This window comes from Pseudoalteromonas sp. 19-MNA-CIBAN-0066 (assembly GCF_040308705.1).
GTDB lineage: Bacteria > Pseudomonadota > Gammaproteobacteria > Enterobacterales > Alteromonadaceae > Pseudoalteromonas > Pseudoalteromonas nigrifaciens.
This window is the reverse complement of sequence record NZ_JBEONZ010000046.1, coordinates 1-19,613: the sequence shown is the minus strand read 5'-3', so window position 1 is coordinate 19,613 and position 19,613 is coordinate 1. Positions and strand designations below refer to the sequence as shown.

The window sequence follows — 19,613 nt, the reverse complement described above, 5'->3', positions numbered from 1 at the left end:
TGCCAGCCTGAGCCCGATATCGACAGCTTGTTACCCTGGAATTTTAAAACATAGGTGTAGTTCGCTAGACGCTCACGTTATATCTTTGCATGTACGCAACATATTTTTGGTGTTAGGGGTTATATCTTTGCATGTACGCAACATATTTTTGGTGTTGAGAGCTTGTACCTTTGTATGTACATAACATATTCTTGGTGTTTTATTTATTTGTAGGGCTATATTCGTCGTATTTTATGGGAAGTTATTAAAAATAGGTCTACATTACATATTTTTGGTGTTATTGAGAGCACATACCAAAAATATGTAATATGCTTTTTAATATGGAATATCTAAATTATCTATAGTCAGTTTATTCGCAATATCTATTTCTTCTTTGCTGGATGCTTGTTCTGCGCGGTTATTACGCCTTTCAATCAAGGTTGTAGCTATTTTATTAGATAGCTTCTCATTACCAGTGTAATTGTATGCAGAAAGTAACAGTTTAAGTTCTGCAGTTGATAATTTTTTACCATTGCCTTCAGACTTTAATTGCTGCCTTTTAAGCTCTAGCTTTTTAATAGTTGTAATAGCATCGCGTTCATTAAATTCCTCAATATTGCCTTTTGTTATCCAACTCATAAGGAATTTGATAGCTATATACATTCTAATAACATTTACACTTCATAAGCTCAAGTGCTGAATAAATACACCAGCCCATATTAAAGTTGCGATGATAACGCTCACCATCACAGCCAAAGAGCCTAAGTCTTTCGCTAAACCTGACAGCGGATGAATTTCCGCGCCAATTCTATCGACTACTGCCTCAATAGCGGTATTGAAGATTTCTGCCAACAATACGAATAATAAAGCGCACCAAAGAAACACGTACTCAAAAAGTGAAAATGGAAAGAATAAACAGCCCACAACGAGAAGAACTGACAGCCAGAATTCTTGTTTAAACGCTGCTTCATTTGCTATCAGCCATTTAAACGCTCTGAGTGAATGCCCCGCTGCTAGGTATATTCGTTTTATTCCCGTCGGCTTTTGCTTAGTACCCATTGATTGGCTCCTGTTGGCTATTCTTAGCATTAGGTTTGGAATTAGGAAAGTGTAAGGTACGAAACACTACCGCGGCTATCAAACAAATGATTAACCATGACAACGTCATCGTTGTTAGTGTGTGACTTAAAAAATGGTCACCTATCGCCATCTTATAACTCCCCATAATCCAGCCAGTAGAAACAGCAAACGCTATCGCAATACATTGGTATTTCGGACGATAAAACAAAAAGAATAATGACATTAAGGCAAAACCACCGCTGGCATGACCCGCAGGAAAGCACTTGTACTTTTTAGTTGACTCAAACGATTCAGGCATTAATTCAAACGCCTTAACATAAGGGACATCGCCGCCATATAGTTCAAGCTGCGCAGGACAAGCACCATTGGTTGTTGCTTTTAAACCGCCGATGACTGACGGCACTAACATCAAAGAGAAAATAACCACTAATAATCGCTTTTGAAAGTGCTTAGAGTACTTGCGTCTACAAGCGATAACGTAAAAAGCAATGAGCGACAGTGCCAACAAAATAATGCTGTATTTAGGCAACAAGTAAAAAATAAAACGATAAGGCTCTTCATATTTATCAATTAACCACGTTTGGTTGGATGCATTGAATAACAAATTTTGAAGCCAAATATCGCTATTTGTTGTTTCAAATAAAAAAGCAATAAGCGTTAATGCATACATTGAATAAAGCAGGTGTTTACTCAAGTTCAAAACAATTCTCCATTTGCAAGGTGTTCCCTACTACCACTTCTATGGTCGAGTGGTGAATACCGTATTGAGCTGCGAGCAAATCTTTAATTGGCTTAAGATCTTGGAATTGTTCCATCGTTTTTAAGTTAACACTGGTTTCTAAATACACTTCGCTATCATCTAATTGCCACACATGAATGTGTCTTACTTTTTCAACATTCTCCATTGATTCGATATCCTTACAAATCTTATCGATATCGATATCAACGGGGACCGCTTGCATTAAAATACGAATACTTTGCTTAGCTAAAATAATACCGTGGTACACCACATAAACCGAGATAAGTATGGTTGCCAATAAATCGACAACATACCATTGATATAAAATGATCAAACTACCCGCAACAATGACAACGACAGAAGCAAAGGCATCAGATAAATTATGAATAAATGCCGCTCTGAGATTCAAGTTATTCTTCGCGCCTGCTTGATAAGTCAACCACGCGGTTATGGAATCAATCACTAAGGCTATTGTCGCAATCCAAACAACAATCCAACCATCAATAGGTTGAGGGTTAAAGTACTTCTCAACTGCGGCATAAATGAGATATATACCAAGAATAATAAGGGTAGTACTGTTGATTAATGCCCCGATAATTTCAGCCCGTTTAAAACCAAAAGTCATTTGGCTATTAGCGGGTTTTCTTGCAATTTTTCTCGCAACAATCGCAATAACGATAGCGCCTGCATCACTGAGGTTATGAAGCGCATCAGCAATCAAGGATAAACTACCTGATAAAACCCCGCCGATAACTTGGGCCACAGTAAGTAAAATATTGATAAATACTGCCATGCTTAATTTTCCGTCATGGTTATGTGCATGGCTGTGCGTATGGTTATTATTTGACATTTACTCTTCCTCTTGCATAACAAATAGTGGTGATGGCGCTTTTTCAGGCAATGACATATCTGTGCTGATATTTAACGCATGTAGTAAAGAAAAAGAAAAAGCATCGTGAGAACTTTCTTTTTTACTTTGTTTGACCGTACTTTCCATATCAACGTGTGATGAAGAGCCGAACCAAGCAATTAAAGGTACATGAGTCTGTTCTTCAGGCGCCAGCATGTAAGGCATACCATGTAAGTAGAGTCCGTTCTTACCTAACGATTCACCATGATCGCCAATATAAAACATGGCAGTTTCAAAGTTGGTATTGTTCTCTTCTAATAAATTAATGGTTTCATTGATAAAGTAATCGGTATAGAGAATGGCATTATCATACGCATTAACAATTTCGCTAGTTTCACAGGCGGAGAGTTCGCTTGTTTGACAGGCAGGAGTGAACTTCTCAAAGTCTTTGGGGTATCGTTTGTAATATGCCGGGCCGTGGTTGCCCATTTGATGAAGCACTATGAGTACACTACCTTCTTGATCATCAATATACCCCTGTAAACCGTCTAACATACCAATGTCACGACACTCTATATCGCACACTGAATTTAGCTCAGGTGATTTGAAATTTTGGTATTCGACACGATCTGCGACGCCTTTTGAACTAGAGTTATTGTCTCGCCAAAGGACACTTACCCCGGCTTTGGAAATAACATCTAATACGTTTTGTGTTCGCCGTGCTTTTTTATTATCAAATGACTCTCGGTTATCGAATGAAAACATACAAGGGACCGAAATCGCGGTTGATGTGCCACAAGCATAGAATTTATCAAAACTAATTAAATCATCTCTTTGAGCTAATAATGGTGTAGTTTCTCGTTTATAGCCATTTATAGAAAGATTACCCGCATGGACAGTTTCACCGACAATGACAATGTAGAGTTTTTTATGCGACTCTTTATCAATATAATTGGCAGAGTTTACTACCATTAAAAATTCGTTATTTTCTTGCTGTTCAAGCACGTCCTTGAGGAAAAATCCCGTAGAGTAAATGGGATAGATAGGATTTAAGTAAAATCTTAATGGCTTGTGTTCTCTAAAGAAATTAGTGAATTGAGCACTAAAAATATAAAGTGAAACAGTAATTACACCAAGTGCCATGATGGTATTACTTATTTGTAGCCAACAGTTTTTTGTCCATGACGATTTATCTATTTTGACCATAAAAAGGCAAGCTATAGGTACTATGGCTAACAACAAAACAGTTAAAAAATACTCAAATGACAGTAAGTCAGTTGCTTCATCGATATTCGTTTCAGCAATGTTTTGAATCATTACATTATCAATGATGGTGCCAAAGCTATCGGTATAATAACCAGCCATGGCAGATAAGAGTAAAAGACTGCTCAGTACTATTCGAACGGGAATGATAATACTGAAAAATGACACAATAATGGTTAATACACTCATTACCACAAGAGTCAGCGCGATAATAAAACCTTGATTATCTTGCCACGGGTATACCGAATTAACTTGTTCAAAAAATGTAGAATTGCCCGTCACTATAATAAATAGCACGGTGGCGATAATAAGGAGGTTTGGCGAATAATTGAAAAACGACAGCTTTTTCATCATTATTCCCTAAATTTAGGATGCAAAAATTCGAAGCTAATAAAAGCCTACTATTGAATCTCTGCATCGAGTGAAAATGACTGGCTAAGCCCTGCTTTTGACAAGAGCTTAGCTAGTAGCGATTTATAGTGCTATCAAATTAGTTACTTACTTTATTAATTTGTAAGTTAATGAGTAAGTCACTAAGTTATCTAGCGCGTTAGTCTCTAAGATCTTTGATTTTGGCTTTTGAGAACCAAGCATATAAAACCGGTAACACAAACAAGGTGAGTAACGTTGCAGTAACCAAACCGCCAACAATAACACTCGCCAGTGGTCGTTGAATTTCAGCGCCAACTCCATTGGACATCAGCATTGGAATTAAACCTAACGCAGAAGTAATGGCGGTCATTAATACTGGACGTAAACGAGATACTGCCCCATCAAAAACAGCTTTTGAGGTGTCTATACCATCTTTTACCAGCTGGTTAATGCTTTCTACCATGACTACACCATTAAGCACGGCGACACCAAACAAAGTGATAAAGCCGACTGAACTTGGCACTGACAAGTATTGACCTGAAATATACAGTGAGAAAATACCACCTATAACGGCCAAGGGTACATTCACTAAAATAAGCATCGCTTGACCAACAGAGCCAAAGGCGAAATAAAGTAGCAAGGCAATTAGTGCCAATGATAGAGGCACTACCACTGATAGTCGCTGCTGCGCACGTTGTTGGTTTTCAAATTGACCACCAATCACTACAGAATAACCTGCAGGTAAATCTACTTTGCTATCAATAACTGCACGAATGTCGCTAACAACACTTCCCATGTCTCGACCTTGAACATTGGCTTGAATTACCACGCGTCGCTGTACATCATCACGTCGCACTTGTGGTGGGCCAGATTCAAAACTGACGGTAGCAATATCGCCTAAACGTACCCAAGCACCCGTAGGTGATTGTATTCTCAGATCTGCAATAGCTTCTTGGTTATCACGGTATTTTTCTTCAATGCGAACATAAATATCATAACGTTCATTACCATTGATTATTTGGCCAGCGCTAACGCCACCGATACCGTTTTTAACCACTTCCATGACATCGCCAACTGACAAACCAAAACGTGACAATTGCTGTCTTTTCGGTTTAATCACTAACTGTGCTTCACCAGCGATTTGCTCTAAGGCTACATCTCTTGCGCCATCAATTTGTTTGATTGCCGCTTCAATTTCTTGACCTTTGCTCGCCAACATATCTAATTCTGGTCCAAACAATTTAATGGCAAGTTGCGCTTTAACTCCTGACAGTAATTCATCTACACGAGTCGCTATGGGCTGTGAAAAGTTAAGTAATAACCCTGGGAATTGCTCAAGTTTCTCTTCCATTAAACCTTGTAATTCAACGCGATTTTTGGCACTTGTCCATTCTGAAACAGGTTTTAAGCCAATGTAAATTTCGATGTTATTAACTGGTTCAGGATCACCGCCGATTTCAGCACGTCCAATTCGACTTAGGGTATATTCAACTTCGGGGAACTCCATTAACTTTTCTTCAAGAATTGGAGCAACCGACAAGGCTGTTTCTAAACTTGCTGATGGCGCTAATGTTGCTCTTAGGTTAATGGTACCCTCTTCTAATTCTGGTACAAATTCAGTCCCTATTTGAGGTATTAAAGATGCTGCACCCACAAGTAACAATAATGAAGCAATAATAACTACTTTCGTGTGTTTCATCGCGGCTTTGAGGCCTTTTCGATAAAGCTTATCTAATGGTTTTAAGACAAAACTTTCTCTTTCTTTAACGCCTTTATTAAACATAAAGGTTGCTAAGGCTGGAACCACAAACAGTGCCACAAAAATAGCCGAAATAACCGCTAAAATAATACTGATAGCCATCGGCTGGAACAATTTAGCTTCCACTCCTTCAAAGCTAAATAACGGTGTAAATACCACTAAAATAATAGAGGCAGCAAAAAATACCGGGCGTGCAACTTCTTTTCCTGCTTCTTTTAATCGTAGAGGAATGCCTTCTTTATCATGTTCTACATCGTGGGGATCAGCATCTGTGCCTAACGTTCTCGCTTGCGCATTTTTGTAATGTGTTGAATCAGGTCTATTAAGGTGTTTGAACATGTTTTCAACCATCACAACAGAGCCATCAACCAACATACCAATAGCAACAGCGATACCACCTAACGACATTAAGTTTGCCGATAAACCTATCCAAGACATCACCATTAAGGCGATAGCGATTGAAATAGGAATTGAAATTAACACTAAAAAGGTTGCGCGTAAGTTCATTAAAAACAGAGCAAGTACGATAGCGATAAATATAAATGCCAGCGCTAATGCTTGCACTACAGTATCAACTGCTTTAGTAATTAAATCTGCCTGATCGTAGAAAGGTTCAAAACGTACGCCTTCAGGTAGTGCTTGGTTGATCATTGGAATACGTGCACTTATACCGTCGATTGTCACTTTAGTATTTGCGCCCATACGTTTCAATACGATACCTGAAACCACTTCACCTAAGTTTTCAATGTTACCCTGTGCATCTCTGCGCGTCATAGTAACTGCGCCTTGGCGTATTTCACTACCCAGCGAAACCTTGGCTACATCTTCGATAGTCACCACAGTACCATCAACCGTTTTAACCGGTACTTGTCTAATATCAGCTAAACCTGCTTCGCCACTATTAAACCAACCTGTGCCACGAATAACTAATTGCTCTTGTCCACGGTTCATGTACCAACCGCCAACATTGGCATTGTTGTTATCGAGTGCAGTAACAATATCGTCTTGCGTTAACTCATATGATAATAATTTACTTGGCTCAATGTTGACTTGATACTGTCTGACGTTGCCGCCAAAAGATAAGACGTCGGTAACACCATCTACCGGCATAACCAATAACTTTACTATCCAATCGTTCAAGCTCCTTAAGGTCATAGAATCATAACCAGAATCTTTATCTGCAATTAACAAATACTGAAAAACTTGACCCAAACCTGAGGTGTTAGGTCCCATTTCTGGTGTGCCCACGCCTTGCGGAATTAACTCTTTTGCCGCTTGTAAACGCTCAAATACTAACTGGCGAGCAAAGTAGATGTCTGTGCCTTCTTTAAAGACAACAGTAACACCCGATAAACCCGTTTTTGAAATAGAGCGTACTTGCTCTACATCAGGCAACGCATACATTACTGCTTCAATGGGATAGGTTATTAACTGCTCTACTTCTTCAGCGGCTAAGCCCGGTGCTTCAGTATTAACCGCTACCTGAACATTGGTTACATCAGGAAAAGCATCTAAATTTAGTTTTGGGATCACCATAACAGAGCCTGCCATAGTAGCAATTAGGGCGATAATTACTAAGAGTCGATTATTGATCGACCAATCAATTATTTTATTAAACATAATCTTATTCCCCTAGTGGCCGTGCGGATCAAATCCGCCTTTTGCTATTTCTGACGCAACAAAAAAGGCACCTTTTGTTACCAAACGGGTATTAGGCTCAATACCGATAATTTGACGGTAATTGCCTAATGGCTGACCTAATTCAACTTCAACGGCTTTAAATTCACCAGGATGGTCTTCAACAAATACCGTCCAATCACCATCGGCACCACGCATTAATGCTGTTTCTGGTACTGCTATTACAGGGCTTTGCGTATCAAACTGAAAATTTACATTAACAAACATGCCTGAATGCAAACTGTCATCAGTATTTTCAACCGACAGTCTAACGATTCGGGTACGCGTACTTGGATCAATGGTATGTGCTTCTTGAATGACCTTGGCAACATGCACTTGCCCGGCAAACTCAACTTTTGCAATGGTGCCAATAGGAAGACTTAATTTTTTATTTGGCGAAACACGCGCTTCAACCCATAAGTCTTTTTCATCAGCCAATACCATGATTTTTTCACCGGCAGGCACACGTTGTCCTTGAGAGAAATCATCACTTAAAACCACACCAGAGCGCTGAGCGACTAAGGTATATTCACCAAGATTTGATGAGTTGTTTTTTACAATATCTTTAATGGCTGCTTTGGTTAAACCAAAGGCAGTTAATCGACCATAAGCTGAAATGTAATCTGTTTCACTGGCTAATAGGCGGCTTTCACTGACGGTGCCAAGGCCCAATTTTTTAGCTCGTTGCCACTCACTGTAAGCAACACGATATTGTGCTTGTGCTTCGGCCATTGATTCACTAAATAAGGTAACTAAAGACTGACCCTTAGTCACATGTTCACCTAAAATAGCATGACGACTGATCACTACCGATTCAGTACGTGAAGAGACAATGTAACTGGTATAACCGTTCGCTTTTATTTCTCCTGGTGCATAGATACTTTTAGCAAAAATTGCCGGCTTTAAGTTAGTCACTTTGATATTGGCGAGTGCCATTTTTTCTGGACTAAAACTTATGCCTTCTTCATGTTCTTCTTCAGCTGTTTCTTTACTCGCTGTTTCACTACCATGGTCATGACCGTCATCAGATTTCTCCTCCGCAGCATGGTCGTCTTTGCTTTCATCACTACCATGTTCATGACCACTTTCGTCATGCACTTCTTCACTTTCAGAGTCATGATCATGGTCAGTTTTTAATACGATGGATTGCTCTACTGCTGGCGTTTTTTCTAGAGCGGCATCGTTATATGATAATGCCGTAGTTGACACGACAGCTAAGCCAGTAAATAAACTACTTAGGGTAATGAGTTTTATTTTTTTCACTATTTTATGAGATGTTTTATCAGTTATTTTATTTTTCATTTTTAATTCCAAATTCTGTAACAATTCACGCTCATCAAGCCGCGTAAAGTGATATAATAGGTTTAGTTTAATAGCTTAGTTGCCGCATTTAATTGGCCTACATCGAGTAGCCATTGCACTTCGCTTATTTTGAACTGGGCTTGTAATTCAATGCCCGCGTATAAACCTTCCGCTCTTTGTTGTAATGCCAATAAATAATCCGAGGTATTTAAATCACCTACTTGCCATTGTTTTTGCAATAACTGCGCGCTGTGTTCGCCGCGTCCTTGCATTAACTGTTGCCAACGGCCAAGGTATTTTTTATTAGAGATTAGTGAGGCAGTACTTGCCTGTATCAAATACTTTTGCTTACGCATTACTGAACGAAAATTTGCTTCTGCGGCGATAGCTTGTTGGTTTTGTGCTTTGGCATTAGCTTGGTAATCATTACGAATATTTAACGGCATAGAAAAAGTAACTCCGACAACATTATCGACATCATTTTTTCCGGTACTAATTCCAATGGTAGGATCGGCTTTGGTTTCAAGCATGGCATATTGAGCTTTACTTTTTTGCATTTGCCACAGTGCTTGAGAGGCTAATACTTGCGGGTGCTGCGTTAACCACTGCTCAGCTACTTGAAAGTTTGTAACGCCTAAGCCCTGCTCTGGATATGCTTGTGTATCAGGACGCCAATCAGGCAACAACTCATTAACCTTGGCTTGAGCTTGTGTTAACTGTGCTTGTATTTGGGCCGTTTTATTAAGCATTTGCGACAAATTCAAGAAAGTTAACTCAGCATCAACCTGACCAAGATCGCCAGCTTTCTGCCTTTTAGTTACAATTTTAAGCAAGGTTTCTAACTGTTGCTCTTGTTCAAAAGCAAGTGACGACTTATCCATGGCAAGTTGCCAATTAATAAGTGCTTTTAAGGCTTGTGCTTTTTTCTGCTCTATCGCATAAGTGAATTGTTTACTGGCCGCCGTTAATATTTTATCGCCGATAGCAGCATTAACAGCCTGCTTATCCCACAAGTCAATCGTTTGGCTAATACCAATATTGTAATTATTTCCGTCACCTTCACGCTCGTAACCTGTCGATAGTTCTGGGTTGTAAAGTGGTAACTTACTGCCCTGTGCTTTGGAAAATTCAGCATTCATGAGTTCACGTGCTGAGACAATATCAGGGTGTTTATTGATTTGCCGATCGAGCCAGTCACTCGATAGCGTTGGCTTAGCAAAAGCGAAGCTACTAACAGATAAACTTGCTGAAAAGCCGATAAATAATGCGATTCCAGTAGATTTTGCTGAGAAAAATTTCATAATAATCTCTTAATTTAATAATAAAATGCCGCAACTAAACCAACTAGGCTACATTAAGCGCTAGTTAAGAATAAATTTGTTACGAATATAGCTTTAAAACTAAATTAAACGATTGGGGGGCGTATAGGTTCTTCAGTGAATATTTTATCTACATGAACAGCATAAAAATATTGATTTGTAATAATAAGTTTAGGGGTCTGTAGTGTAGATTTATTACTGGCAACCCACTGTGTGTGAGTGCCTTGACAGTGACCACAATGATGGCAATCTTTAATATTATGTTCAGTGTCAGATGATTCATCGAAAAGTTCAATATCTTCACTATCATGGGAATGTTCTGTTTGAATATGTAGAGAGTCAATCTGATGACTTTCATTTGAATTAGCCACAGAAGCAAACGACTGCAATGCAATCGATAGTACTACTAACAAACTAATCCAAGTATTTTTCATTTTTACTCTAACATCAAAATTTTAAAAAACATGGTAGTCAAGAAACCCACTCAAGTCAATCAAATTAAGTAGTTTATACAGGACAATCCACGGCAAGATCATTATAAATTGAACTTCTAGAACAAGTAGCGATCAGATCAAGGCATTATAATCACCTTGGTCACTTAATATGAGCGCTACTTTTCTGAAACACTTTGATTCAATTACCGATCCTCGCATTGAACGCTGTAAAAAGCATGAACTTATCGATATTCTCCTCTTAGCCATTAGTGCTGTACTCTCCGGCGCAGAAGGATGGGAGGATATTGAAGATTTTGGGCATCTAAAACTTGATTGGTTAAAAAAATATGGCGCTTTCAAAGAGGGTATCCCAAGACACGACACCATTGCCCGTGTCATTTGTCGGTTAAAATCAGATGAAATAGAGCATTCATTTCAATCTTGGATATCATCACTTATTGAAACCACGGGTGCTGATATCATTGCCATTGATGGAAAAACAGCACGTCGTTCATTTACAACCAAAGATAGAAAAAGTGCCTTACATACCGTCAGCGCATGGAGCTGCCAACACCAATTAGGGGTTTTGCGCCCATCCCCTCGAAATTAACCTTAGTCTAAATTTTTAAGCTTTTTTCTAACTCTAATTACCGTACTTCGACTAACTCCAACTGCTTCAGCCGTTTTATTAATACTAAATCCAGCTTCAGTAAACGAGGCAATCCTATCATGAGCCTCTAAATCAGGCTGACGACCGTGATAAAGTCCCTTTTGCTGTGCTTTTACAATACCTTCTTTTTGCTTACGTTCACGTTCTCGATATTCTTTATATGCACTGGCCGCTAATATTTCTAACAGCATATTATTAATAGCACTAAGTATTGATCTCATAAAATCATCACTTGGAAAACTGCCAAATGTTAAATGACTGGTTGGTAGATCTAAACTAACAACACTAATTCCTTTTTCATTTATTGAGGCTACAAGAGTTTTCCAATCATCAGGGCTTAGCCTTGTTAAACGATCGATTGATTCAACTAACAAAACATCACCGGACTCTGATTCATCCAATAAACGAATTAGCTCTGGTCTATCTAAAGAATTACCAGATTTATTTTCTATATAAAAAGAAGCAATTCGTTTGCTGAAGCCAGAAACGAATTTTTTTAATGAGCTTTTTGCTCTATTTGCATCTTGCTCAGAAGTTGATGCTCGTAAATATGCTCTTATGAACATTTTTGCCTAATTAGGTCTATTTAGATGGTGTCATATCATATAGGTTTATTTAAGTGGTGTCATTACGTAATTGCCTGTGATATATTAACAGTATCTTTAGGGTGTACTCATGTAGAACTGCATGTAATAACACTAATTTGGACTTTGATAATGAAAAAGGATAAACCATACATTGTTGTGGTTTAATATTGTTGTAACAACGGTAACTTTACTTATTTAATAGAAGAAAAAACAAAATCAATTAGCGATGTTTAAACTGGTATTCATTGATGGTCACTTTAATTAGATATAAAGTAAGTAAACAAAAAGTCAGTAAGGTAATTGATAACGTGTCTAAACGAACCATAAGTATGTTGGCTAAAGAACTGAGTGTAAATGTCGAAACAATTCGCTTTTATGAACGCAAAGGCTTAATTAAACAACCACCAAAGCCTATGCAGGGCTATAGACATTACCCGAAAGAAACGGTAAATAGAATACATTTTATCAAGCGTTCTCAAGAATTAGGTTTTACGCTAAATGAGATTGAAGGGTTACTTGCGTTAAACGATAGTCCATGTAGTAAAGTACAAGAATTAGCTAATAAAAAACTGATCGCAGTACAAAAAAAGATGGCTGACTTGTTGTTGTTAGAACACGCTTTGGAAGAACATTTAGGACAATGCCAAAATAATGATGACGATAGCCACTGCCCAATAATTGATTCGTTGCAACCGAAGTAAATGATTCACTTAACTACCATTTCCCACTAAAACAGCATATCCAATTTTACTTCTGCGCCTTAATTCAAGTTAGCTTATTCCCCGTATCTGTCGTAGCAGATTATCAAAGATAAATTTTTTATAAATCACCCTTGACTCCGTACTTAGGTACATGCAATACACTTGCATTATCACTTAATGAGGTATCTATATGAATCAAAAAAAATCAAACCTTCCAATGATAGGAGGCATCATAGCAGCATTAGGCGCAGGCGTATGCTGTGTAGGTCCTTTGCTCCTGTTATTACTTGGGGTAAGTGGCTCATGGATTGGTAATTTAACTGCATTTGAACCCTATAGGCCATTATTTATCGCATTTGTAGTGTTGTTGTTTGGTTACTCAGGTTGGAAAATTTACCGTCCTGTAGAAGAGTGTGAGCCGGGAACGGCCTGTGCAATTCCTAAGAAACAGCAACAACGAAAAGTAATTTTCTGGCTGAGCGTTATAGTTGCGACAATTTTAGTGACCAGTAATTATTGGATACTTTTGTTTGCTTAATATACAGATCAAGAAATTTATAACATTTTAAAATTTGGAGCTAATTATGAAAAAATTATTATTAACCGCACTGCTTTCACTTTCTAGTTTTGGTGCTTTTGCTGAAGTAAAAACAGTTACACTGGAAGTGCCAACGATGAACTGTGCGACATGTCCAATCACAGTTAAAAAGTCATTAGAAAATGTTGATGGCGTTGAAAATGCGAAAGTTACCTACAAGCCTAAGCTAGCTGTTGTTTCTTTTGATGACACTAAAACCAACATCAATGCATTAATTGCAGCGACTACCAACGCTGGCTACCCTTCAAATTTAAAAAGTGAAAATAAGTAATGTTTAGCCCCTTAGAACTAGTTACGCGTATCGGAGATAAAGCAGGCTCTATAGGTGCACTTGTTTCGGCAATGGGATGCGCCATGTGTTTTCCCGCGATAGCTAGTCTTGGTGCGGCAATTGGGATGGGATTTCTTAGTCAGTGGGAAGGGGTATTTATCAATACGTTGTTACCACTGTTTGCAGTATTAGCGCTGGCAATGAATATCTTAGGCTGGTTTAGCCATCGTCAATGGCACCGTAGTTTTATCGGTTCAATTGGCCCCATTTTGGTTTTACTCTCTTTATACCCTTGGTTCCAGTACGGGTGGAGTTCATACGTTACTTATACGGGGCTAGGACTAATGGTTGCTGTATCAATTTGGGACATGGTTTCTCCTGCGAATAAACGCTGTGATGATGAAACTTGTACCGCTTAACTTTTTAAGAGGAATAAAATATGTCAACGAATAGTTGTTGCTCGTCAAATGACATCCAGCCAGAACAATTACATGTAGCCATTATTGGTAGTGGTTCAGGGGCCTTTGCCAGTGCGATTAAAGCAGCAGAAGGCGGAGCAAGAGTTACTATCATTGAAGGAGCCGATGTAATCGGAGGTTGCTGTGTAAATGTCGGCTGTGTTCCTTCAAAAATATTGATCCGTGCTGCGCAATTAGCGCATCAGCAACGTACTAACCCGTTTGATGGTTTAGAAAATATTCAGCCACAACTTAGCCGCTCCTTATTAGCACATCAGCAAAACGCTCGCGTCGAAGAACTACGCGATGCTAAATATCAACGTATTTTAGAGAGTAATCCCGCGCTATCTTTACTTAAAGGTTATGCACGTTTTAAAAATCAAAATACCTTGCTAGTTCACAAGTCTGATGGTAGTGAAGAAGAGCTGGTTGCAGATCGCATTTTAATTGCAACAGGCTCTACACCAAGCATTCCGCCAATTAAGGGTTTAGTTGATACACCTTATTGGACATCAACAGAAGCCTTATTTGCAGAAGAGTTACCGAGTAGTCTAGTTGTCATCGGCTCCTCCGTTGTTGCTCTGGAAATTGCGCAAGCTTATGCCCGTTTAGGTAGCCGTGTGACAATTCTAGCCAGACATACCCTTTTATATGCTGAAGATCCGTTATTAGGTGAAAAACTGGCAGAGTGCTTTGAAAAAGAAGGTATTAGGGTACTTAATAATACGCAAGCAAGTCATGTTTCTTATGATAGCAATGGTTTTTCATTGGAAACTAACGAAGGAACATTAATCGCTGAAAAATTGCTTATCTCTACGGGTCGCCATGCAAATACTGGAAAGCTTGGTTTAGAAAATGTTGGTGTTGAAACAGATAAAAGTGGTGCCATTGTTGTTAATAGTATGATGGAAACATCAACAGCTAACATTTATGCCGCTGGAGATTGCTCCAATATGCCACAATTTGTTTATGTTGCTGCTGCTGCCGGAAGTAGGGCTGGAATTAATATGACAGGTGGAAATGCGCAACTCGACTTATCTACCATGCCTGCTGTTATATTCACCGACCCACAAGTTGCTACGGTAGGTCTAACCGAAGTACAAGCTTCAGCGGTAGGAATAAATACGATAAGTCGTGTACTTGATATGGAAAACGTACCAAGAGCTTTAGCAAATTTTGAAACGGATGGTTTTATCAAGTTGGTAGCTGAAGAATCCACGGGAAAACTGATAGGCGCACAAATTTTAGCCCATGAAGGCGGAGAACTGATTCAAAGTGCGGCTCTTGCTATTCATAATAAAATGACAGTCGAAGAATTGGCAGGTCAACTATTTCCGTATTTGACGATGGTTGAAGGATTGAAGTTATGCGCTCAAACCTTTAGCAAAGACGTTAAAGAGCTATCTTGCTGCGCAGGGTAATCATTTAACGGTAATGTACTTACAGAAATGTTAATGGAGTGCCAATTGATTGAATGTAATCAAGATATCTTAAGGCATTCCATTAACAACACAAATTGGAAGCATGCTAAATCATGATTAAATCTAAGGTTGAAAACATTCCTGTTGGTGAAGTCAGTTTTTTGACAGAGATACCTGACATCAATAAGTTCATTAGTAGTGATGATGATGCGTTGGATTTTCCTTTGAGTATTTCTCAACTGGCACTAGCTGCACAAACATCTGTCCATACGGTAAGAAATTATGTTCTTGAGAACTTAGTACACTGCGAAGAAAAAACTAAGTCAGGCCATTCACTTTACGGCTTATGTGCATTAAAGAGATTAAAGTTCATTCGAGCAGCAAGGGCGGCAGGTCTTCTTGTAGTTGATATCAAGCCATTACTAATGGCAATAGATGCAGGAGAAAGAAAAGTTCCTGAAGACATCCAAAAGCTGCTACTTACTAAAATCGAGCATAGAAAAGTATTTTTAAATCTAGTAACAAACCAAATTGAAGAGTTTTGCAATTAGAACAATTATAGAACAGTTCATGGCTCGACTAAAAACTTGTTAGCTTATCTGTTTTCTATCAATGTTAGCTTGTATATATCAAGCATATAGAATATCAACACCTCCAATTTTTAATGGCACTTTGATGCGCAGTACCTTTTGAATTAGAAATACAAACAGATGGCATTCTTTAACTTATTGATTCTACATCACTAAGTAAACCAGCTAAGTCGATTTCTTTGCGGTCTTTATTAAAGGCATATTCCCCATTTAGATTAATGTGTTGCCAAGCAACAGGTGAAAGCCGAGAAATAACATCAACCACATCTTGCCTACCGTTCCTCTCTTGGATTTGTAAAAATGCCGATAGTAACGCGGAATTATAATAAATAATGCAATTTGAAATGAGTCGAGCACAATCGTTCCATTGTGATACTTGGTAATCATTCCCCCCACGAAATTTATTGCCATTAACTGAAGTAATAGCACGTTTTAACTGATGGTATGCTTCACCTCTGTTCAAGGCTTGCTGGACGTAATGACGCAACGTTGAATTATCAACATACTCCAAAACATAAATAGATTTAATTAAACGGTCGTACTCATGCAATGCTGACAATCTTCGGCTCTTGCCGTTACTCAACTTTCTAATGATTGTGCTTTGAGTGGTGGTTTTACGACTCAATGAACAAACAATATGCTGAATATTGTCCCATTCTTCAGCAATTAGCTTATGATTAATATCTTTCTTTAATTGAATACGGCCTCCGTTCTCTTCAGTCACTTCAAATAGCTCAAAAAACACCTTTTTCATTTTCGCGTATCGAGGGGCGAATGTGTAACCAAAGAAATCTAATATAGCGAAGTTAACATTATTGGTACCATGCGTATCGGTCGATAAGGTATTAGGCTGTATATCTGAAGAGTTGTTATAGAGTAAGTCAAAAGCAAAGTGACCTTCATATTCGTTAGCGCCAATGACTTGCGTACTCACCGGAACATGATTAGAAACCAATGTTAATGCTGAAACACCTTTACCTTTGGAGAAGTACTTAGACGAATACCGAGCCTTAAACGTATTTATGCGACACTCAAATTTTTGACCATCAATGCTTGAAAACAACTGATTATCGTCCACATGGTAATAGGCAAATATTGGCAACGTGGCTATAGCATTAGAAACCTGATCATTAGACGTTTTGAGTGTTTCATATCTGACATAACTATCATCTACACTGCGTAATTTACCCATTGAACGGTCAGAGATATTCGCCATTTTATATAGGCCGTAATTGGTGCCGTTTGCCAATATACAGGCGATCAGATCTTCTTTATTTACTGGTGATTTTTCTTTAGTTGCTGATATGTGTGTAAATGAATTTAAGTAACCTGTCTTTTGATCAACAAACAACATGAGTTCAACGATACCCATGTGTTGAATTTGATTGTAGAGCGGGTTTTCAATTGTTTGTTGCCAACGGCTGTTAGGAATTGACCACTTGAGTTCGGCTTTGCCAGGAATAAACTCAACATACTTATTATCACCACTAAAGATATGCTCGCTTGCTTCCTTCAGCTTAACTTCTAATTGTTGGCTCTTATCTGCGAGTGTTTGGTTAATCGGTGTTGCCAGCTTATCAAGGCCAGTGTTTTCAATGATTGTCTCTTTTTGCTGCCATTCTTTAGGTTGTATAAGATCTGACGTTAAACTACGGTTATTAACGCTTTCTTTCACCGTTAAGCTATTACTGTGAAATAATTGTTCGGCTTTACGATAAAGGAAATACTCAAATCGATTAGCAATTAATTTGGTATTTTCTCCCTCTAAATACTCTCGGTCATGTTTAGGTACCACATCGATGTTAATGGTTTGGATAGCCTTTAATTCACTAAGTTCAGAATGTGCCATAACATACTGCTCATGGAGTTCATCCTTTAAATGAATGAACTCAATATCGATAGACATAAATAATGAGCGGATAAGTTTTTTAATTTTACTGGATTGTTTATCAATAAATTGCCATTCGTACTGACGGCCATCAAAGTCGTTATTATCTAAGTGATCACTTAACAGTTTAATACTGTCAGCAGGGATCAATTCAAAGGCTTTTTTACGTACATCACCAAAGCTTAAATCATCGTCCATATCGGTATCGATGAAGTACTTTAATAAACTACCAGCGGATTTTAATTTGGTTCTTACAATGGTTACATCTTCAACAATACGCTGCTTTGCATAGCCTTTAGCTGATTCGGTTAACTTCCTTACCAAGTAAATAAATGCAGCAACAAGATTGTCGTTAGTCTCTCGGTACCTGAAGAACAAGTAACAAACGAGATATAAAATAGTTTGGCTATCTGCGTGTTTTCTAAGCTTATAAACGGACTTGTGCTTTACCAGTGAAGCATAGTATTCAAGATTTTTAGGTGATAGCTCCAGTTCAGCAATCAGTGACTTAATTTCTGGATAAAGCGAGCGTATAATTTTATGCGTCTTCAGCTCTTGGGTGATTTGGCTCGTTGAAAAGTCCTTAGCCATTTTCTTTAACTTGGCTAAGTCAGTAAAGGTATTATTTGACTCAAGTAATTTAAGTAATGTTTTTCTGGTACCTGAAGACAAACTATCAAGCAGCACCATTTCAATTCGGTTACGCTCATTTGATAATACCGTAGAAATAGTGTCTTGCAGCGTTGTATAACCAGCTAGCGCTATTCTGTTTTGACCAAAATAAGCAATACATTCATCAAAAACATACCTTGGTTCAAGGTTGATTTTTACAACATCGTTAAGCCTTTTTAATAGCGGCTCTTTATCTAACTTGCTTTGGTATGCTGTAAACCCTGTATATTTTAATAACTTATTAATCAGCTTAGTTTTTGTTGTTGGTGATAAATCCTCAAGAGACATATCTTTATCGCTGAAATACTTGGATCTTACATAATCTAAATCATTACTGACTTGAGTAAATGAGAAATTAAATACTATTGGCCGTGACCTAAAGTAACCAAGCAGTAAGATAAAATACACTCTGGTTTCAATACGTCTTAATTCGTTGACGAGCCTTTGAGTTTCACTATCTAACGAAAAATAATCATCACGATCTTTACGGTTAAAATTGGGTAAGGCATAGAGTTCGTTGATTTCTGATTCGCTGAGAATTTGTATACGCTTGGTGTTTGATGAAGAAATAGTGGTAAGCCTTTCTTGTTATTTTTAATCAGCATACCTTAATCAATGAGGTTAATGTTTACCAGTCAACTGCTTAACATTACCATAAAGCCGATTTAAGCGACTAAAGTGGTAAACTTTTCATAAGATAGTTTACCACTGTGTATTATTACTTAAGAATACTAATGCCGATTTCGAGGGGATGGGCTAAATAATACAAACTGTGTTATTCAAGGGGTGAAGTCCAATGGTACGAAAAGTTACTCTAAGCGTGAAAATTCAAGCTAAGGTTAATTTCGAGGGGATGGGCGCAAAACCCCTAGATATGTCTATCATGGAAGTAAAAACGCTAATGGGCAGTCGTTCGAGGCCAGATCAGAGCTGTTCAAATATCAATACGTTAATAGCTAAGCATTTATCAGACGTCATTATTC

General features: G+C 38.2%; 17 protein-coding genes and 2 pseudogenes. 8 read left to right on the top strand and 11 right to left on the bottom strand.

Translation table 11 applies throughout. The features are described 5' to 3' along the window. Window positions 1-315: 315 nt before the first annotated feature. The 9 genes from AAEZ18_RS16765 to AAEZ18_RS16725 all read right to left on the bottom strand — a co-directional run bounded on the left by AAEZ18_RS16765 (window position 316) and on the right by AAEZ18_RS16725 (window position 10,774). Window positions 316-618 (bottom strand): hypothetical protein, encoded by a 303-nt coding sequence (locus AAEZ18_RS16765; protein ID WP_008467353.1) that lies wholly within the window; start codon window positions 616-618, stop codon window positions 316-318. Window positions 619-660: 42 nt separating this feature from the next. Continuing rightward, complete coding sequence (locus AAEZ18_RS16760; protein ID WP_008467350.1) at window positions 661-1,038, bottom strand: diacylglycerol kinase; 378 nt, start codon at window positions 1,036-1,038, stop codon at window positions 661-663. Continuing rightward, entirely contained in the window at window positions 1,028-1,759 is a 732-nt protein-coding gene (locus AAEZ18_RS16755; RefSeq protein ID WP_002962876.1) for a phosphatase PAP2 family protein, read from the bottom strand. Before AAEZ18_RS16755 ends, AAEZ18_RS16760 begins: the two co-directional genes overlap by 11 nt. Next, window positions 1,746-2,648: a cation diffusion facilitator family transporter gene (locus AAEZ18_RS16750; protein WP_002962881.1), complete on the bottom strand. Its 903-nt coding sequence runs from the start codon at window positions 2,646-2,648 to the stop codon at window positions 1,746-1,748. Before AAEZ18_RS16750 ends, AAEZ18_RS16755 begins: the two co-directional genes overlap by 14 nt. Further along, a complete protein-coding gene (locus tag AAEZ18_RS16745; RefSeq protein ID WP_350595288.1) occupies window positions 2,649-4,265 on the bottom strand; it encodes a phosphoethanolamine transferase in 1,617 nt (538 codons plus the stop codon). A 196-nt stretch (window positions 4,266-4,461) separates the two neighbouring features. Continuing rightward, on the bottom strand, window positions 4,462-7,662 hold the full coding sequence (locus tag AAEZ18_RS16740; protein WP_165724382.1) for an efflux RND transporter permease subunit: 3,201 nt from the start codon (window positions 7,660-7,662) through the stop codon (window positions 4,462-4,464). A gap of 12 nt (window positions 7,663-7,674) precedes the next feature. Then, window positions 7,675-9,021, bottom strand: a complete 1,347-nt coding sequence (locus AAEZ18_RS16735; protein WP_024603825.1) for an efflux RND transporter periplasmic adaptor subunit — start codon at window positions 9,019-9,021, stop codon at window positions 7,675-7,677. A gap of 62 nt (window positions 9,022-9,083) precedes the next feature. Further along, a complete protein-coding gene (locus AAEZ18_RS16730) occupies window positions 9,084-10,322 on the bottom strand; it encodes a TolC family protein (protein WP_165724380.1) in 1,239 nt (412 codons plus the stop codon). A gap of 104 nt (window positions 10,323-10,426) precedes the next feature. Next, window positions 10,427-10,774, bottom strand: a complete 348-nt coding sequence (locus AAEZ18_RS16725) for a hypothetical protein (RefSeq protein WP_016899519.1) — start codon at window positions 10,772-10,774, stop codon at window positions 10,427-10,429. A 169-nt stretch (window positions 10,775-10,943) separates the two neighbouring features. Here AAEZ18_RS16725 and AAEZ18_RS16720 point away from each other — a divergent pair. Beyond that, window positions 10,944-11,354 (top strand): annotated as a pseudogene (locus AAEZ18_RS16720) (ISAs1 family transposase); the annotation flags it as partial. A gap of 32 nt (window positions 11,355-11,386) precedes the next feature. On the opposite strand, the gene AAEZ18_RS16715 reads toward AAEZ18_RS16720, so the two are convergent. Next, window positions 11,387-12,010 carry a recombinase family protein gene (locus tag AAEZ18_RS16715; protein WP_008467336.1) on the bottom strand — a complete coding sequence of 208 codons (624 nt, stop codon included), beginning with the start codon at window positions 12,008-12,010 and terminating at the stop codon, window positions 11,387-11,389. Window positions 12,011-12,360: 350 nt separating this feature from the next. On the opposite strand from AAEZ18_RS16715, the gene merR reads away from it, so the two are divergent. From merR to AAEZ18_RS16685, 6 genes are all read left to right on the top strand, one after another. Then, a complete protein-coding gene (gene merR / locus AAEZ18_RS16710; RefSeq protein ID WP_033011277.1) occupies window positions 12,361-12,732 on the top strand; it encodes a mercury resistance transcriptional regulator MerR in 372 nt (123 codons plus the stop codon). 190 nt (window positions 12,733-12,922) lie between these two features. Further along, window positions 12,923-13,270: a mercuric transporter MerT family protein gene (locus AAEZ18_RS16705; protein ID WP_350595292.1), complete on the top strand. Its 348-nt coding sequence runs from the start codon at window positions 12,923-12,925 to the stop codon at window positions 13,268-13,270. 46 nt (window positions 13,271-13,316) lie between these two features. After that, entirely contained in the window at window positions 13,317-13,601 is a 285-nt protein-coding gene (merP, locus tag AAEZ18_RS16700; protein ID WP_008110847.1) for a mercury resistance system periplasmic binding protein MerP, read from the top strand. Next, window positions 13,601-14,020: an organomercurial transporter MerC gene (gene merC / locus AAEZ18_RS16695; RefSeq protein ID WP_008467331.1), complete on the top strand. Its 420-nt coding sequence runs from the start codon at window positions 13,601-13,603 to the stop codon at window positions 14,018-14,020. Before merP ends, merC begins: the two co-directional genes overlap by 1 nt. Window positions 14,021-14,040: 20 nt before the next feature. After that, entirely contained in the window at window positions 14,041-15,480 is a 1,440-nt protein-coding gene (gene merA / locus AAEZ18_RS16690; RefSeq protein ID WP_008467329.1) for a mercury(II) reductase, read from the top strand. Window positions 15,481-15,593: 113 nt separating this feature from the next. Continuing rightward, entirely contained in the window at window positions 15,594-16,031 is a 438-nt protein-coding gene (locus AAEZ18_RS16685) for a MerR family transcriptional regulator (protein ID WP_008110853.1), read from the top strand. A gap of 169 nt (window positions 16,032-16,200) precedes the next feature. Here the strand turns inward: AAEZ18_RS16685 and AAEZ18_RS16680 are convergent, their stop codons facing one another. Continuing rightward, on the bottom strand, window positions 16,201-19,170 hold the full coding sequence (locus AAEZ18_RS16680) for a Tn3 family transposase (RefSeq protein ID WP_254910763.1): 2,970 nt from the start codon (window positions 19,168-19,170) through the stop codon (window positions 16,201-16,203). A 256-nt stretch (window positions 19,171-19,426) separates the two neighbouring features. Between AAEZ18_RS16680 and AAEZ18_RS16675 the strand changes: the two are divergent. Continuing rightward, a pseudogene (locus AAEZ18_RS16675) lies at window positions 19,427-19,613 on the top strand (hypothetical protein); the annotation flags it as partial.

Coding starts and splice junctions, on each gene's coding strand:
- merR (WP_033011277.1), top strand. CDS start 12,361: ATGTTGGCTAAAGAACTGAGTGTAAATGTCGAAACAATTCGCTTTTAT.
- AAEZ18_RS16685 (WP_008110853.1), top strand. CDS start 15,594: ATGATTAAATCTAAGGTTGAAAACATTCCTGTTGGTGAAGTCAGTTTT.
- AAEZ18_RS16740 (WP_165724382.1), bottom strand. CDS start 7,662: ATGTTTAATAAAATAATTGATTGGTCGATCAATAATCGACTCTTAGTA.
- AAEZ18_RS16715 (WP_008467336.1), bottom strand. CDS start 12,010: ATGTTCATAAGAGCATATTTACGAGCATCAACTTCTGAGCAAGATGCA.
- AAEZ18_RS16725 (WP_016899519.1), bottom strand. CDS start 10,774: ATGAAAAATACTTGGATTAGTTTGTTAGTAGTACTATCGATTGCATTG.
- merP (WP_008110847.1), top strand. CDS start 13,317: ATGAAAAAATTATTATTAACCGCACTGCTTTCACTTTCTAGTTTTGGT.
- AAEZ18_RS16735 (WP_024603825.1), bottom strand. CDS start 9,021: ATGAAAAATAAAATAACTGATAAAACATCTCATAAAATAGTGAAAAAA.
- AAEZ18_RS16750 (WP_002962881.1), bottom strand. CDS start 2,648: ATGTCAAATAATAACCATACGCACAGCCATGCACATAACCATGACGGA.
- merA (WP_008467329.1), top strand. CDS start 14,041: ATGTCAACGAATAGTTGTTGCTCGTCAAATGACATCCAGCCAGAACAA.
- AAEZ18_RS16760 (WP_008467350.1), bottom strand. CDS start 1,038: ATGGGTACTAAGCAAAAGCCGACGGGAATAAAACGAATATACCTAGCA.
- AAEZ18_RS16745 (WP_350595288.1), bottom strand. CDS start 4,265: ATGATGAAAAAGCTGTCGTTTTTCAATTATTCGCCAAACCTCCTTATT.
- AAEZ18_RS16765 (WP_008467353.1), bottom strand. CDS start 618: ATGAGTTGGATAACAAAAGGCAATATTGAGGAATTTAATGAACGCGAT.
- AAEZ18_RS16705 (WP_350595292.1), top strand. CDS start 12,923: ATGAATCAAAAAAAATCAAACCTTCCAATGATAGGAGGCATCATAGCA.
- merC (WP_008467331.1), top strand. CDS start 13,601: ATGTTTAGCCCCTTAGAACTAGTTACGCGTATCGGAGATAAAGCAGGC.
- AAEZ18_RS16730 (WP_165724380.1), bottom strand. CDS start 10,322: ATGAAATTTTTCTCAGCAAAATCTACTGGAATCGCATTATTTATCGGC.